14 protein-coding genes and 1 tRNA gene are annotated in these 16,600 nt (G+C 38.9%); 8 read left to right on the top strand and 7 right to left on the bottom strand.

Annotated elements, in window-relative coordinates; translation table 11 throughout:
* Positions 1–122: 122 nt before the first annotated feature.
* Both BLS38_RS06890 and BLS38_RS06885 read left to right on the top strand, forming a co-directional pair.
* Positions 123–2,393, top strand: coding sequence for an NADP-dependent malic enzyme (locus BLS38_RS06890; protein WP_092747994.1), 2,271 nt, complete (start codon positions 123–125; stop codon positions 2,391–2,393).
* Positions 2,394–2,480: 87 nt separating this feature from the next.
* Positions 2,481–3,722, top strand: coding sequence for a multifunctional CCA addition/repair protein (locus BLS38_RS06885; RefSeq protein WP_092747992.1), 1,242 nt, complete (start codon positions 2,481–2,483; stop codon positions 3,720–3,722).
* Between the two features lie 2 nt (positions 3,723–3,724).
* Here BLS38_RS06885 and epmA read toward each other — a convergent pair whose 3' ends face one another.
* A complete protein-coding gene (epmA, locus tag BLS38_RS06880; RefSeq protein WP_092747990.1) occupies positions 3,725–4,702 on the bottom strand; it encodes an EF-P lysine aminoacylase EpmA in 978 nt (325 codons plus the stop codon).
* Entirely contained in the window at positions 4,695–5,759 is a 1,065-nt protein-coding gene (locus BLS38_RS06875) for a 4-phosphoerythronate dehydrogenase (RefSeq protein WP_092747987.1), read from the bottom strand. The genes epmA and BLS38_RS06875 overlap by 8 nt, the downstream gene beginning before the upstream one ends.
* Before the next feature lie 320 nt (positions 5,760–6,079).
* On the opposite strand from BLS38_RS06875, the gene BLS38_RS06870 reads away from it, so the two are divergent.
* Entirely contained in the window at positions 6,080–6,907 is an 828-nt protein-coding gene (locus tag BLS38_RS06870; protein ID WP_092747985.1) for an SDR family oxidoreductase, read from the top strand.
* A 58-nt stretch (positions 6,908–6,965) separates the two neighbouring features.
* On the opposite strand, the gene BLS38_RS06865 is transcribed toward BLS38_RS06870, so the two are convergent.
* Positions 6,966–7,928, bottom strand: coding sequence for a helix-turn-helix domain-containing protein (locus BLS38_RS06865; protein WP_092747983.1), 963 nt, complete (start codon positions 7,926–7,928; stop codon positions 6,966–6,968).
* 189 nt (positions 7,929–8,117) lie between these two features.
* Between BLS38_RS06865 and BLS38_RS06860 the strand changes: the two genes are divergently transcribed.
* Genes BLS38_RS06860 through BLS38_RS06850 form a run of 3 tightly spaced genes read left to right on the top strand, consistent with a single transcriptional unit; the run spans position 8,118 to position 11,059 of the window.
* A complete protein-coding gene (locus BLS38_RS06860; RefSeq protein WP_092747981.1) occupies positions 8,118–9,125 on the top strand; it encodes a carbon-nitrogen hydrolase family protein in 1,008 nt (335 codons plus the stop codon).
* Between the two features lie 5 nt (positions 9,126–9,130).
* Positions 9,131–10,177 carry a phenylacetaldoxime dehydratase family protein gene (locus BLS38_RS06855; RefSeq protein ID WP_092747979.1) on the top strand — a complete coding sequence of 349 codons (1,047 nt, stop codon included), beginning with the start codon at positions 9,131–9,133 and terminating at the stop codon, positions 10,175–10,177.
* A gap of 15 nt (positions 10,178–10,192) precedes the next feature.
* Positions 10,193–11,059: a transporter gene (locus tag BLS38_RS06850; protein ID WP_092747977.1), complete on the top strand. Its 867-nt coding sequence runs from the start codon at positions 10,193–10,195 to the stop codon at positions 11,057–11,059.
* A gap of 41 nt (positions 11,060–11,100) precedes the next feature.
* On the opposite strand, the gene BLS38_RS06845 is transcribed toward BLS38_RS06850, so the two are convergent.
* The 3 genes from BLS38_RS06845 to BLS38_RS06835 all read right to left on the bottom strand — a co-directional run bounded on the left by BLS38_RS06845 (position 11,101) and on the right by BLS38_RS06835 (position 13,650).
* Positions 11,101–11,190, bottom strand: a tRNA-Ser gene (locus BLS38_RS06845).
* 140 nt (positions 11,191–11,330) lie between these two features.
* Positions 11,331–12,614 (bottom strand): MFS transporter, encoded by a 1,284-nt coding sequence (gene tcuC, locus BLS38_RS06840; RefSeq protein ID WP_092747975.1) that lies wholly within the window; start codon positions 12,612–12,614, stop codon positions 11,331–11,333.
* A 130-nt stretch (positions 12,615–12,744) separates the two neighbouring features.
* A complete protein-coding gene (locus BLS38_RS06835; RefSeq protein ID WP_092747973.1) occupies positions 12,745–13,650 on the bottom strand; it encodes a LysR family transcriptional regulator in 906 nt (301 codons plus the stop codon).
* A 117-nt stretch (positions 13,651–13,767) separates the two neighbouring features.
* Between BLS38_RS06835 and BLS38_RS06830 the strand changes: the two genes are divergently transcribed.
* Positions 13,768–14,811 (top strand): aromatic ring-hydroxylating oxygenase subunit alpha, encoded by a 1,044-nt coding sequence (locus tag BLS38_RS06830; protein WP_092747971.1) that lies wholly within the window; start codon positions 13,768–13,770, stop codon positions 14,809–14,811.
* A 40-nt stretch (positions 14,812–14,851) separates the two neighbouring features.
* Here the strand turns inward: BLS38_RS06830 and BLS38_RS06825 are convergent, their stop codons facing one another.
* A complete protein-coding gene (locus BLS38_RS06825) occupies positions 14,852–15,274 on the bottom strand; it encodes a DoxX family protein (RefSeq protein ID WP_092747969.1) in 423 nt (140 codons plus the stop codon).
* A gap of 311 nt (positions 15,275–15,585) precedes the next feature.
* Here BLS38_RS06825 and BLS38_RS06820 point away from each other — a divergent pair, with 311 nt between their 5' ends.
* Positions 15,586–16,557 carry a PDR/VanB family oxidoreductase gene (locus tag BLS38_RS06820; RefSeq protein WP_092747967.1) on the top strand — a complete coding sequence of 324 codons (972 nt, stop codon included), beginning with the start codon at positions 15,586–15,588 and terminating at the stop codon, positions 16,555–16,557.
* The last annotated feature ends 43 nt before the right edge of the window (positions 16,558–16,600 follow it).

Genomic DNA, 16,600 nt, shown 5'->3' with positions numbered 1-16,600 from the left:
AATTCAGCAAAGATATAAATGCATTTTGGTAGTTTTTAAACTGTGCGAGTATACTAAAGTAGTGATATATTCAGAAAATTCTACTAGCAAATGCTAGATTAACCGCAGTAAATGAGATAAAAATGGACGATCAAACACTGAAACAGCAAGCGTTAATGTACCATGAGTTTCCAAAGCCGGGGAAAATTAGCGTAACGCCAAGTAAGCAACTGAGCAATCAACGCGACTTGGCTTTAGCATATTCTCCCGGTGTGGCAGAGCCTTGTTTAGAAATTGCACGTGACCCAGCAACTGCCGCTCGATATACAGCGCGTGGCAACCTTGTCGCTGTGATCACCAATGGTACTGCTGTACTTGGCCTTGGAAACATTGGACCGTTAGCATCTAAGCCTGTCATGGAAGGTAAAGGCGTTTTATTTAAAAAATTTGCAGGTATTGATGTTTTTGATATTGAAATTGCTGAAAATGACCCAGACAAAATTGTAGATATTGTTGCAGCACTTGAGCCAACGTTCGGTGGTATCAATTTAGAAGATATTAAAGCTCCAGAATGTTTCTATATCGAACAAAAACTGCGTGAACGCATGGGTATACCTGTATTTCATGATGACCAACATGGTACAAGTATTATTGTTGGCGCAGCATTAATGAATGCGCTCCAACTCAACGGCAAAAAATTAGAAGACATTAAAATTGTAGCTTCAGGTGCAGGCGCAGCTGCTTTGTCTTGTTTAGACTTGCTGTGTGCTTTAGGTGCACGTAAAGAAAACATTATTGTTGCTGACTCTCGTGGCTTAATTACAACAAGTCGTAGTCATTTAGACGCATCAAAACAGCGTTATATGCAAGATATTACCCAAACGCAACTGCATGAAGTCATGCAAGATGCTGACATGTTCTTAGGACTCTCTGCAGCAGGCATTTTAACCAAAGATATGGTTAAACACATGGCTGAGCAACCTATTATTTTTGCACTTGCAAATCCTAACCCTGAAATTTTACCAGAAGATGCTCATGCCGTTCGTGATGATGTGATTATGGCAACAGGTCGCTCTGACTATCCAAACCAAGTCAATAATGCACTGTGTTTTCCATATATTTTCCGTGGTGCATTAGATGTGGGTGCAAGTACCATCAATGAAGAAATGAAAGTCGCTTGCGTTCATGCCATAGCTCGCATGGCCCATGTTGAACCAGACGCTGCAAGCTACGGTGAAAAACAATCTGCATTTGGTCGTGAATACCTCATTCCGGGACCGCTTGACCCACGCTTAATTTTAGAGATTGCACCTGCTGTTGCAAAAGCAGCTATGGATTCAGGTGTAGCGACTCGTCCAATTCAAGACATGAATACCTACAACCAACAACTGTCTGAGTTTGTTTATAATACAGCGTTTATTATGAAACCTGTATTTGCTCAAGCAAAAGCAGCACCAAAACGCATTGCTTATGCTGAAGGTGAAGACGTACGTATTTTACGTGCTGCTCAAGTTGTTGTAGATGAAGGTATTGCTCGTCCAGTTTTAGTGGGTCGTACAGCAGTGATTGAAGCCAATATTAAAAAACTTGGCTTACGTTTACATCATGGTATTAATGTTGAAATTGTAGACCAAGACAATAACCCTGACTACGAAGCAACGTGGAAAGACTACCACGACATCATGAAGCGTAAAGGTGTCACTGTTGCATTTGCACAACGTGAAGCACGTCGCCGCTCTACCCTTGTTGCGACCATGTTATTAAAGTCTGGGAAAGTCGATGGCATACTATGCGGTACTTACGGTAGCTATGACATGCATCTAGATCTTGTACGTAACGTGATTGGTATGAAAGAAGGTTCTAACCATTTCTTTAGCTTAAATACTCTTATGCTTGAAGGGCGTAACCTATTTATTGCAGATACGTATGTGAATGCAAATCCAACTGCAGAGCAACTTGCAGAAATGACTGTTTTGGCTGCAGAAGAAGTACGTCGCTTTGGTATTGAACCACGTATTGCACTACTTTCACATTCAAGCTTTGGCAGTGACCAGTTAGACCCAAGTGCTAAAAAAATGCGTGAAGTATATCGCTTAGTGACTGAGCGTGCACCTGATTTAAAAATCGAAGGTGAAATGCATGGTGATGCAGCGATTGACGAAAACATTCGTAACTTTGCATTTCCTGAATCTCGCTACAGCGGTTCGGCAAACTTACTCATTATGCCAAACCTAGATGCAGCAAACATTTCATTTAATTTACTTAAATCAACTTCTGGCAACAATGTGACTGTAGGCCCAATTTTATTGGGTGCTGCGAAACCTGCACATATTCTAACACCAACAGCAACAACTCGCCGTGTGGTTAATATGACAGCACTTACTGTTGCAGAAGTGATTCATCAAGGAAAATAAGCATTTAAGATACAAAATGCTGTAAATTCCTTACTTGTAGAAACCTCTATTCTCATGCATGATAATGCTAAGAATAGAGGTTTTTTCATGCGTGTTTATTTAGTCGGTGGTGCTGTTAGAGATCAGTTGCTTGGCCACCCGTATCAAGAAAAAGATTATGTTGTGGTTGGAGCATCTCCACAACAGCTCATTACCTTAGGTTACCAACCTGTAGGTAAAGACTTTCCTGTGTTTCTACATCCTGAAAGCAAAGAAGAATATGCACTTGCTCGTATGGAAAGAAAAAAAGGGCAAGGTTACCATGGCTTTGAATTTTCAACATCGCCAGACATTTCTTTAGAACAAGATTTATTACGGCGTGACCTGACCATTAATGCCATTGCACAAGACCAAAATACAGGGGAAATTTTTGACCCCTACAATGGTTCGTTAGACCTTGAGCATAAAGTTTTACGTCATGTCTCTGATGCCTTTATTGAAGACCCGTTACGAGTACTGCGTGTTGCTCGCTTTGCTGCTCGCTATGCCACATACGGTTTTAGCATTGCACCTGAAACATTACAACTCATGCAAACACTCAGCGACTCTGGTGAACTTAACCACCTAACGCCTGAAAGAGTATGGAAAGAAACTGCTCGTGCACTCATGGAACCCCATGCAGATGTTTATTTTAGTGTACTGCGTGATTGTGGTGCGCTCAAAGTCCTCTTTCCTGAAATAGATGCATTATTTGGCATACCTCAACGTCCAGAATTTCACCCTGAAATTGACTGTGGTATTCATACACTCATGTCATTACAACAAGCATGCCGTCAAAACTATAGTTTAGATGTGCGTTTTTCGGTACTGCTACATGATTTAGGTAAAGCACTTACACCCAAAGATATTTTACCTAGACACACCATGCATGAAGCACGTGGCATTGAACCTGTAACTGCCATTTGTGAACGTTTAAAAGTACCAACAAATACAAAAAAACTGGCTATTTCTGTATGCAAAGAACATTTAAAATGCCATCAGGCACTGCAACTTAAACCCGGTACATTGTGGCGTTTATTACAGCGCTTAGATGTTTTGCGTCGTCCGGAAAAAGTGGTTGAATTTATTCAAGCCTGTGAAAGTGATGCTAAAGGGCGTTTAGGCCTAGAAGATCGTGCCTACCCTCAAGCAGATTATATGCAAGCAGCTATTCAATGTGTACGCAGTATTAAAGCACAAGATTTACCCGCAGAAATTAAAGGCCCCGATATTGGTGAAATGCTGATTACCAAACGCATCGAAGCCCTTGCGACACTTAAAGCAGATTTCTTAGCCAAACAAAGCCAATAACACTATGCCAAATGAGCAGGAAACGTAATCACCTGCTCTAAACGCATACGGCGTTGAATAACCATGAGCAAACGGTCCACACCAAGCGCAATGCCTGCACATGCAGGCATTTGTGGCAAAGCTGCCAATAAATGTTCATCAATCGGCATAGCCTTTAAACCCAGCTGCTCACGTGCTTGATTATCTGCATTAAAACGCATACGTAATACATTGGCATCAATGAGCTCATCATATGCATTGGCAAGTTCTAAACCATCAATATACAACTCAAACCGTGCAGCAACCTCTTGACCATCATCATCAATTCTCGTTTTAGCCAATGATGCCATTTCTGGTGGAAAATCTGTTAAAAATACAGGCGTATCAAAGCCTAAACTCGGCTCAACCATATGTGAAAACAGCAAGTCTATATAACCCAAACGGTCATCGCCTAAATCGAGCGTCAAACCAACACGCTGAGCCGTGTTTTTTAGCTGTACAAGTGTTGCAGTAATGGGATTAATATCTAAACGGTCGAAAAAAGCATGTTTATAGCTCAGTACCATTGGGCGAATATCTGCAAAGCGTGTTGCACAACACTGCTGTAGTAGCTCTGTGGTTTCATGCATAAGCTGGCGTAATGAAAAATTAGGGCGATACCATTCAAGCATAGTGAATTCACTATTATGCTTACGGCCATGCTCATCATCACGAAAGACTTTACAGATTTGATAAATAGGCCCACTACCACTGGCCAATAAACGTTTCATGGCAAATTCAGGTGAGGTTTGCAAATAGTGTTGCTGTACTTTTCCTTGTACGTGGCGAGCCGTTGCCACAGAGGCCAAATGCACATCTGTAACCCCTGCCGCAGAAAGAATAGGTGTTTCCACCTCTAACACCTCCCGCTCAGCAAAAAAACCGCGTATCTGTTGATACAACACGGCACGTGCTTTGATCGCATCAAGGTCACACGTTGGTTGGTAGTTTAAATCATGCATGAATATCAATTCCGTGTGATGCCCACTCTCGGCGTAGTGGATAATTTTTTCGCAGTGCATCAAATGCTTGTTGTGAGACTATGCCGTCTTGCACGCAGGCACGTAAATTTTGATCGTCTTGCAAAATATTATAAATTTGACCCATATGCTGTGCGATAGCTGTAGTTAAGGGCTGGTTAAATTGCTCACAATCGGGTAACTGTGTTCTAAAATCTTTATTCGGATGATGTGAAATATGATGACAAAAGGCCTCATAAATCATTTGTGTGCCTCTAGCCTTGCCCTCTAAGCTATAACCTGCAATATGTGGCGTGACCAATTTAACCGCATCAAGCACTGCTTGACTAATTTTTGGTTCGTGCTCAAATACATCTAATACCACATCACGCTGTGTTTTTTGAATGTCTGCCAAAAGTGCTTGCTCAGAAATGACTGCTCCTCGTGCACTATTGATTAAAATAGCATGTGGTCTAAGCTGTGCAAGGGTACATTCATTAAACAAGTGATGCGTAGCATGATCACCTGTCTGTGTGAGTGGCACGTGTATAGACACGGCATCGGCTTGTTGTAGTAACTCATCAAAAGTTACCTGTTTAATCTCTTGATGTGACACAAACGGGTCATAGCCAATCACTTGCCATCCCATAGCCTGTGCTACCCGTGCCAAACACTGCCCAACATTACCTAAACCAATAACACCTAAAGTAAAGGTTTTTTCTGCATGTAATAACTGTGGCTTTAAATACAATAATGCAGTGATTACATATTCGGCGACTGCTTGGGCATTACAGCCTGCAGCATTGGCCCAATCAATATGATTTTGCTGTAAATAATCAATATCTAAATGATCTGTACCAATGGTTGCACTGCCTACAAACTGAACTTTACTTTCTTGTAATAATTGTTGATTTACCTTGGTTACCGAACGTACCAGTAAAGCATCTGCGTTTTCTACTTCTGCATGGGTTAATGTACGACCAGCTAAAGAAACTACTTGTGCAAACTCAGAAAAAAAATAGTCTGTTAGTGCAAGGTTTTCATCTGCAATAATTTTCATAAACTTAACGCCAACAAATAATTTGCGTCTATGATACCACTTCACTCACTTAACGCGATTACTCCACTGCATACATTTACGTAGAAATGCAAAACGTTTTATTTCAATTTAAACAAATAGTTCCAAAATATTAAAGTATTGTATCTTTTTATTAAAATTGAAGTTTTATCTTAAATTATATGCATATAATCAAAGTAGATCAGACATAAATCATAAGATCTATGTCAGTACAACATAGAGCTATACCAAATATAGTACTGTTATTTCTATTATTTTTTTAAACCTTTCAGCTTAAAATACAATGCAAATGGAGATACTTGATGTCTAATTATGACTTAACTAGTGTAGAACAAGTAAAAAACTTTCTTCGTGAAGACTATCAAGGCACAGGTAAACTTGCAGGAAAAGTAGTTCTAGTAACAGGCGGCGGCACAGGTATTGGTCGTTCAGTTTCTATGCATGCAGCAACTGAAGGTGCTGATATTGCCATTACCAGCCATACTTCATCGGGCGAACAAGCACTTTCTGTGAAAAAATGGGTCGAAGATTTAGGACGTACATGCCGTGTATATGAAGTCGACTTAAGTGATAAAGACGCATGCTACAAATTTGCAGACGATGTGCTTAAAGATTTTGGACGTGTAAACGTATTGGTCAGTAATGCGGGCATGCAATCACCAAAAGACGATCTGACTAAAGTGTCAGATGAACAATGGGAAAAGGTTTTTGATGTAAATGTAGACGCAATGTTTTACTTGAGTAAAGCACTGCTACCACAATTTGAATCCGGCGACTCAATCATCAACATGTCATCTGTAAATGCCTATGTTGGATTAAAAGAACTTGTTGACTATTCAGCAACAAAAGGTGCAATGAACAGCTTTACCCGTGCACTGTCTAACCAAGTTGCACACAAAGGTATTCGTGTAAATAGTATCGCACCTGGGCCAATTTGGACACCTATTCAAAATACATGGGGACAAATTGACAAATCTAAAATTGATGATTTAGGTAAAGATACGCCAATGCAACGTGCGGGCTTACCATGTGAAATTGGACCAAGCTTTGTATTTTTAGCGAGTAAAGATGGTTCTTACATTACAGGCCAAACACTGCATATTAATGGCGGTATTATGGTCAACGGCTAAATACTAAGTCGCAAACCTAAAAATAGGGTGTTTATATGAACACCCTATTTTTTTTAACCTAGAGACAATCAAGCCTAATTTCTGAGGGTTTTACTAAAAATACTTTTTTAAACTCTCTTGAAAAATAAGACATATCTGTAAACCCAAAACTATATGCAATTTGCTGTATGCTATACATTTTGTGTGATGTACTTTGTAGCGCTTGTTTACTTTTTTGCAGTCGACTAAACAAAATAAACTGCCCAAATGTCGTTTCTTGAGCTTGAAATAATTTACTTACATAACGTGTACTAATCTGAAATTGGTAAGCAACATGGCGAATATTAAATGTAGAATCATGTAAGTTTGCTAAAATAAAGTTCTGAATTTGCTCAAATAAAAATATTTTTTTGCGAGGTTTAGCCTCTTGATAGCAATCATCAACAATACAGCTCATCATATTTAACACATGATCACTAATTAAATCTTGTTGCGGATAAGACAGCCCATCTACACTAAAAAACTCTTTCAAATAACTATATGTAAATGGATATAGTGCATGATTTGTACTAAAGGCAACACCACAAATATCTTTTACTCGTCCTAAACGCCGAGTAAATTCCACCCTAGGAATTGAAATCACAATTTGATCAAATGCTTGAGCTAAATTTAAATCATATTCTTGAGTTGTATCATAAAAAGTAAATTGCCCCTGCGTAATATTTAACTCTTGTTTGTTATATACAAGACCCATACTGCCTTTAAGCATTAGACTGAGTAAAACCACGTCCTGTTGGTTATTATTCATATTATTTTTTCGTCGTTCGACATGCTGAGACTCACCTTGTACACGTACAATACCCAATTGAGAGCATGATCTCGCATCTAAACTCCCCCAAAACTGCGGCGACTGAGTGGCACAATCTAACGGTACAAAAGCTTGGCTAATTGCATACTGCCAATAATCACCTTGTTGCTTCGTATCAATACTACGCGTATCAAAACACTGAGAAGCTGTTTTTGGTAAAAGAGTTGATCGCATTGTTCAGTCTCTTTGATCTATAACTTATATAAAATAAAAGCAAATCTCATACCAAAAATCATGATATTACAGTCTTTTGCATACCTTGTTCTCTCTCATAACATCTCCTGTTCTTTGTGAGCATACCACCATAACAAATGATTGGTTTATAAAAATTACTCCAGAGCATTTATCGTAAAAGAGTAAAACATGTCTAACTTAATTAAAGTCGCTTGCGTACAAGCAGCCCCTGTTTTTATGGACCTACAAGGTACAGTGAACAAAACGATTCAACTGATTGAAGAAGCGGCACAAAATGGTGCACAACTGATTGCTTTTCCTGAAACGTGGATTCCAGGCTACCCGTGGTTCTTGTGGTTAGACACGCCAATGGCAAATGTACCTAAAGTATACCAATACCATCAAAACTCACTTGAGTTAGACAGTGATGCAGCGCAAAGCATTCAAGATGCTGCAAAAAAGAATAATATTTTTGTTGTACTCGGTTTCAGTGAACGTGACCACGGCAGTTTATATATTTCTCAGTGGACCATTAACAACTTGGGAGAAACTGTATCTACTCGTCGTAAACTCAAAGCCACCCATGTCGAGCGTACGTTATTTGGTGAAAGTGACGGTAGCTCAATTCGTGTAGATGAAACCAGTTTAGGCCGCATTGGTGCACTATGCTGTTGGGAGCACTTACAACCCCTTGCTCGCTATGCAATGTATTCACAGCATGAACAAATTCACATTGCAGCATGGCCAAGTTTTTCTTTGTATCAACCACAAATGGCTTCAATTGGGCCAGATGTAAACATTGCTGCAGCACGTCTTTATGCAGCCGAAGGTCAATGCTTTGTCATTTCCCCTTGTGCGACAGTGTCACAAGAAATGCAAGACTTTATGTGTGAAACAGAAGAACAGAAAAAACTTCTTGCTCTAGGTGGTGGTCATGCCCGTATTTTTGGGCCAGACGGCCGTGACTTGGTTACACCACTGGCTGAAGATGAAGAAGGTTTACTGTATGCAGATTTAGACCTAAGCCACATTACTATGGCTAAAACAGCAGCTGACCCTGTGGGTCATTACTCTCGCCCAGATGTTTTTCAATTGGTCTTTAATAAAAGTGCAGCCAAAAAGGTCATCACCAAACAAGACTACGAACAAGAACACACCGAAAAATCTGTATGCACAGAAGACAATGCTGAGGGTTAAACAAGATGGAATCTGCTATCCCTAAACACTTGGAGCAGAAACGAACTTGTCCACGAAACTTGGTAGATAACACTTATCTACCGCCGTTTCCCGCATGGACAACTCGCTTTGAAACCAATGCCAAACAGTTTACTGTGGCTTATTTTGCAATTCAGTCGACAGCTGAAATTGAGTATAGCGAACACCACATATTTACACAGTACTTTGAAGGTCAAGATCAACCACAATATTGGGTTCCTTCAACATTTGTAGATGCCCAAAACTATCATCATTTGGTCATTACAGCCTATTGGTCAGATGTCGAACCTTTCGATAGATGGTGTACTCAGTCAGGCTTTCAAATCTGGTGGCATGATGACAAACGAGAAAATGAACAATACGGTTATTTTTTAGAAATTTACTATCCTAAAATTACTGAATTTGAAACTATTTTTTCTAATCCCAACACACCTGAAGGTATCGCTCATCTTGCTCAAGGCATGAGTGATGAAATGCAAGAACATGCGTACTACGGCAGTATGCGAGATCGCTTACCTATCGCGCAAACTGAAAACTTACACGGCGAAAATGGCAATTTTTCAGTCCTAGGCACCTCTACTCATGGCCAACGCATAAGGCTTAAAGGTAAAGAACATTTAAGCCTTATTCGTTCAGGCCAAGATTGGGAAGGCACCAAAGGTAAAGAAAGAGATTTATATTTAAATGATGTAGAACCTATTTTACGACAAGGTATGGACTTTTTAGCCAGTGAGGGCTTAGCAGAAGGCTGTTTTAACTGTCGCTACATGACTGTACTTGATGCTAACACAGGAAAACCTCTCAATAAAACCTTTGGACTGGCTTACTTTCGTGATTTAGAGCACCTTGAACGATGGGCAAAATCACACCCAACGCATGTACAGATCTTTGGCAGTTTTATGAAATACGTACAAGAAATGAATTTTCAGGTCAATCTAAAACTCTTTCATGAAGTGATGAGCATTCCGTCACAGTCGCAATACTTTGAATATATTCGTTGCCATAACAAAACTGGGCTTTTAAATACATTGTAATTGGGGAAATCATAGATGAAAAAAAAATTGTTTTTTGCTTTACTCACTGCAGTGGCTGCAAGTCACGTACATGCACTTGAAGTACAACCGGGGGATTTTGAGGCGCTCCCTAACGGAACTGCCATGGGGTTAGTTTATTACAACTATACATCGAGCAAAGATCTGTATGCCAATGATCGTAAAGTTTCAAGCAATGCCAAGCTCAAAGCCAATGCTGGACTCGCACGTTTCATTTATGCTATTCACCCAATCCCCAATGTGAGTATTGAGCCACAAGTGATTCTTCCCTTTGGTCGTATTACTACAGATGGAGATATTTCCGTATTAGGTAAAACCACTGCAATTGGTGATATTGTTTATGGTATGCCCATTAAATATATTCCCGATGCTGCACCAAAACACACATTTGGTATAGCACCATTTGTCACACTACCTACAGGGAAGTATGACAATAATCGTGGACTGAACTTAGGTGAAAACCGTTGGAATACGATTGTGCAGTTGGCATGGTTGTATCATATACACCCACAATTTACTTTAGAAAATATTGTAGACGGTACAATTTACGGTAAAAATTCAGACTACCAAGGCCACTCAACGCTAAAGCAAAAAACGAAATATGAATACCAAAGTTACTTACGTTACAACGTTTCGCCTGCAACAGCTTTTGGAATTGGTGGGGGTTGGATTTGGGGTGGTGAAACCAAAGTGAATGAAATAAACCAAGATAATCGCAGCAATACCATTTATGGCAAACTAATTGCAACACACTTTATAACACCAAGGTTTCAGGTCAACATGAGTATCGGTAAAGACTTTAAAGCTGAAAATGGATTTAAACAAGATATAGATACATATTTACGTTTTGCATATTTATTTTAAAATAAAAAAGCCACTTTATATTAAAGTGGCTTTTTTGAATTTGGCGGAAGCGGTGAGATTCGAACTCACGGAGGGGGTAAACCCTCGTCGGTTTTCAAGACCGGTGCATTAAACCGCTCTGCCACGCTTCCATGTGCGGTATCATATAAATCTTCTGTACATTGATCAAGTGTTTTTATTAAAAAAACACCTGAGTGACCATTTTTTCAGCAAAAACAAATATATGGACTAAAATAACATCAGTGAGATGCCATTTTTAAGTTGTTTTACTCTATATCATTACCGAGTGTTTTTGCTTCGATAAGAAAAATACATAGCAGATCGAAATTAAACTTAAAGTTGCAGCAGTCATTAACCAAAATGCAGGTGTACTTTGACTGCCTGTATGCTCAATAATAAATGTTGAGATCACTGGCGTTAACCCACCAAATAATGATGTTGCCAAACTATAAGCAATTGAGAAGCCTGCGGTCTTTACCGAACTTGGCATAATTTCAGTCAAAGTTACAACTAAAGCTCCATTGTAAAAACTATACATCATAGAAAAACCACACAGTACTTCTAGCATATGTGTCAATGAAATATTTTGTGTTAACCAATTCAATAACGGAAATGCGGACACCAAAATCAAAATACTCATACTCAACAACATGATTTTTCGACCCAATTTATCTGCAAGTAATCCGCCAATTGGCAATAAAATAAAATTACTTATTCCCACAACCAATGTCGCAATTAAACTTTCTTTATTACTTAAATGTAGCACTTCCCGACCATACGTCGGAGTATATACAGTAATAAAATAGAACATTGTCGTGGTCGTTGCGACCATAAACATGCCTGCAAGTACAATCTTCCAATGACTAAGCAATGTCATTAAAATTTGTTTCATACTTGGATGCTCTTTACGCTGATTAAAAGCATCTGTTTCTTTTAAATTTCCTCTCAAGTAGAAAATTGCAGGAATAATAAGGCATCCAACAATAAATGGAATACGCCAAGCCCAATCAGACACTTGCTGTACGGTAAAAATAACACTAATCATATAACCTAAAAAAGCAGCAAACACCACAGCCACTTGTTGGCTAGCTGACTGCCAACTGGTCATAAACCCTTTATTATGCTCGTCTGCAATCTCAGATAAATAAACAGATACACCCCCAAGCTCTACCCCTGCAGAGAATCCTTGAGCTAACCGACCAATTAAAATAAGTAAAGATGCGGCAATACCTAGCGTTTGATAGCCGGGTGTAAAGGCAATAATTAATGACCCAAAAGCCATAATTGATAAAGTAATCATCAACCCTTTTCTTCGACCAACGCTATCGACATAAGGCCCAAGAACCAAAGCGCCAATTGGACGCATAAAAAAGCTAACCGCAAAAATTAAAAATGTTTTGATAAGTGCGGCATATGCACTATCTGAATGAAAGAATGTTTCTCCAATAAATTTGGCATATAAACCAAATAAAAAGAAATCGTATTGTTCTAAAAAATTTCCGCTCGTGACGTTTAAAATATCTTGTACACGAGATTGCTGACTTCCTGCTGGCATCTCGATTCTCCATAATCAAATAAGACCACAAAAATAATATGGCACAATTTTTTTATAGATACTTTAAATACAGATTATCAAGTGACACTTTTCACACAAAGATAGACTAAAGTATAACCAATTTAGCCCATTATTTTAGCTTTTCTATTTCAGCAATGAGCAATTGAATTAATATTTGTGATGCTCTAGAAAGCTGGCGTCTAGGTGCAATACACAAGGCAACAGTTAAAGGTTGTACTCCTTTTTCTCGTAAAGGAATAAATACCAACTCACCTCGCTGAATTTCAGAATATGCATCTAAATAACTTAAAATAGAAATACCCATATTCTTTTTCAACAATGACAACATTAAACGAATATCTGTACACGTTGTGACTTGTTTTGGGTTCAATTGATTACGTTTATAAATTGCACTGACACGATCATGAATAACTAAAGGTTGATCTGCCACAATATGTCGTTCATGGTAGGTCATCGACAAGGATATTTTTTCTTCGCTTGCAAGTTCATGTTGTGGTGACATAATAAAGCCTAAAGGCATTTCTACAAATGATAATACATCTAAATTTGTGCGTTGAATTGGATCTAAAATTAGCCCAAAATCAATATCAGCATCCACAATTTTTTTGGCAATTGCATCGCTATTATCAACTTTAATATTAAAATTCAACCACGGGTAACTTTGGCGCATGTCATCAATGGCATCGATAATCAGCCCATCACTTAATGCTGTAATTAAGCCAAAATCAATAGAGCCTCGCTTTAAACCCTGTATTTCATCAAAGCGTACACAAGTTTGCTGAAAATCCTTTTGCCATTTTAATAAATCGGCATATAACATTTCGCCTGCCAAAGTCAGTTTTAGCCCCGTGGGCAAACGCTCAAACAGTTGCACACCCAAACTTTCTTCCGCCAGTGCAATTTGCCGATGCACAGCAGATACTGAAATAAAAAGTAAATCAGCTGCACGGCGTAAGTTGCCAGTACGGGCAACGGCCATAAAATATTCAGAAAACCGAGAAAATGGAATAGTCATTTGATTCTAAAAATTAGAACAGATTGTTGAAATCATTGTAATAGACGAAATGATTTTTTAACACCATATTATCTGTAGAAATAGAACTCACGCACTTCACACATAGGCAAGTTTCAAATGAATCTACCCATTACAACTAAAAATATTCAGCTTCCTGCACATTGCTCATTTATGCCAAATGATTGGTTACTGCTATCACAGTACTGGTACCCTGTAGCCCGATGTGCAGATATCACACAAAAACCCATGAAAGCCGTGTTATTAGACGAACAACTCGTCATCTACCGTGTTAAAGGTGAAGTGGTGGTAGCGAAAGACGTATGCCCGCACCGAGGTGTACCATTAACTTTAGGTACACATGATGATGAAGGCGTGATCTGTCCGTATCATGGTTTACGTTTTGGTGAGAAAGGCCACTGTAACCGTGTACCCTCTAGCCCAAATCAAAATATTCCCAATAAACTCAATTTACTCACATTCCGCAGTATTGAAAAATATGGTCTGATTTGGACCTGCTTACAAGCAGACAGTCAAACCAAAGTACCTGATATGCCACTATGGTTTGACAGCAATGTGCAACACGTGGTTTGCCCGCCTGTAGATGTGGCAGGCTTTGCAGGTCGTCAAGTCGAAGGGTTTTTAGATGTTGCCCATTTTGCATGGGTACATAGTAGCACATTTGCCGATGCCAATAATCAAGAAGTTCCCGATTATTCACCTATAGAAACAGATTATGGATTTGAAGCAGATTATTGGAGTACTGTGGGTGACTACCCCGCAAGCCATGCGTTTAAAGGCAATCTTGGCTTTAAATGGCTCAGACATTTTAAATTACACGTACCATTTACCGCTACACTAACGATTCATTTTCGTAATCAAGGCAAAATGGTCATAATGAATGCTGCTTGTCCTATCTCAGCCAAACAAACTCGACTTTTTGCACCCGTGGTGAAAAACTTCGATTTAGACGACAATGAACAAGACATCATCGACTACAATATTAAAATTTTTGAAGAAGACCGCATGATGGTAGAAAATCAAAAACCTGAACGCCTACCACTCGATTTAACTTTAGAAGCACATATTCCCGCAGATCGGAGTTCAATTATGTTTCGACGCTGTCTGAAAAAAGCAGGTTTTGGAGATTTCTTTTTGGTATAAATATAAAAAGCACTGCGATTTAACGCAGTGCTTTTAAGGTTTAGCGCTTATCGAGTGAAATTTTACCAGGACCAGTAACCATCAGTACAAGAAGACCACCAATAATACTGATATTTTTATAAAAATTAATTGTATTTGGCATCACTTTATCACCTGTCATCGTCCAATATGGATGACCAATAATAGCTGTACCTAGTGTAAAGATAGCAAGCGCTAAAGCCAATGGGCGCGTATAAAAACCCAGTAGTATTAAACCCGAAACAAAAACTTCCATTAAAACAGCCACGCCTGTCGCGAGAGTTGGAAATGGAACGTTTAACGATGCCATGTAACCCACAGTACCACTAAAGCCAAGAAGTTTTGGTATGCCAAATTTTAGAAACAAGAAAACCAATAAAAAACGTGCAAGTAAAAGTACCACAGATTTCATTGAGCCGAATTCAAAATAACGTAATGTGTTCATAAAAGAGTGCCTCTATTTGTATAATATATTTAATATTTTCAAGTGTATCTTTTTAATATTTAATTTAAATATAAAAAACAAAACACAGTGTTCCATATCTATAACAACATATGTACATTACATAGAAACGATAAATTCAAGCTTAAATGAAAGAAACTCTATGTTCTATTTTTTAGAACAACTTATACAAAACATTGAAATAGACAGAACATAACAAACACCACATAATTTAATACAGAAAGCAGCCATGATGCTTGTAAAAACATGGTCAGCCATCTTATTTCAATAATTATGTATAGAAAGGTCAAGCTATGGAAAATATCCATGTGATTGTTGACAGCATGTCTCGTCAGGGTAGCAACAATATTGCAATAACCCTTGTACCTGTAGATGAACATACCCCGCTACCGTTATGGGAAGCAGGTTCACACATAGACCTTCACCTACCAAACAACCTTATTCGTCAATACTCACTCACAGGCAACCCACACCAGACTGACCACTATCAGTTATGCATAAAAAAAGAAGATAATTCTCGTGGTGGTTCTCAATACGTACATAAACAATTGCGTGTAGGCCAAACGATTCAAATTTCAGCACCACGCCAAGCCTTTGCCATGCAAGAAGCAGAGAACTACTTACTTATTGCTGCAGGTATTGGTATTACACCCATTTTATCTATGGCAGAAGCTTTAGACGCAAAAAAACAGCCATTCACTCTACTCTATTATGTAAAAAATCATACATTTGCTGCCATGTTCCGCCGTTTAAACACGGGCTTTCAATATGGTTCAGTACAAATTTTAAGCAGTGATGACGGCCAAGGCTTACGCTCAATTACACCAGAACTATTACAAAAACCACAAGCCAATACGCAGATTTATATGTGTGGTCCTGAAGGCTTTATGGCACATTTCACAGATGTTGCAACAACACACGGCTGGCTGAATGAGCAAATTTTTATAGAAGCTTTTCATCCACCTGCACTCAATAAAGCCAATGAACTCGATGCAGATACCTTTATTGTGACGCTCAGATCGACTGGGCAAAGTTATACCGTACCTGCAGAGAAAACCATTGCCAATGTTTTACAAGAAAATGATATTTATGTCCCTCTATCTTGTGAGATGGGCATGTGCGGTGCTTGTTTGACTAAAGTTCATTGTGGGGAAGTAGACCACCAAGATACTGTACAAAGCGATGAAGAAAAATGTGCGACAGAACAATATATTGCCCTATGTTGTTCACGCGCCAAGTCAGCCACGATTGAAATAGACCTGTAACTATTTCAGCAGCCAACACTAAAACCTCTTTAATTTTGCTAGG

Origin of the sequence: Acinetobacter boissieri (assembly GCF_900096955.1) — a bacterium.
In the GTDB taxonomy this organism is placed as follows: Bacteria; Pseudomonadota; Gammaproteobacteria; order Pseudomonadales; family Moraxellaceae; genus Acinetobacter; species Acinetobacter boissieri.
The sequence above is the reverse complement of the archived record's forward strand: the minus strand, read 5'-3'. Positions and strand labels throughout refer to the sequence as shown.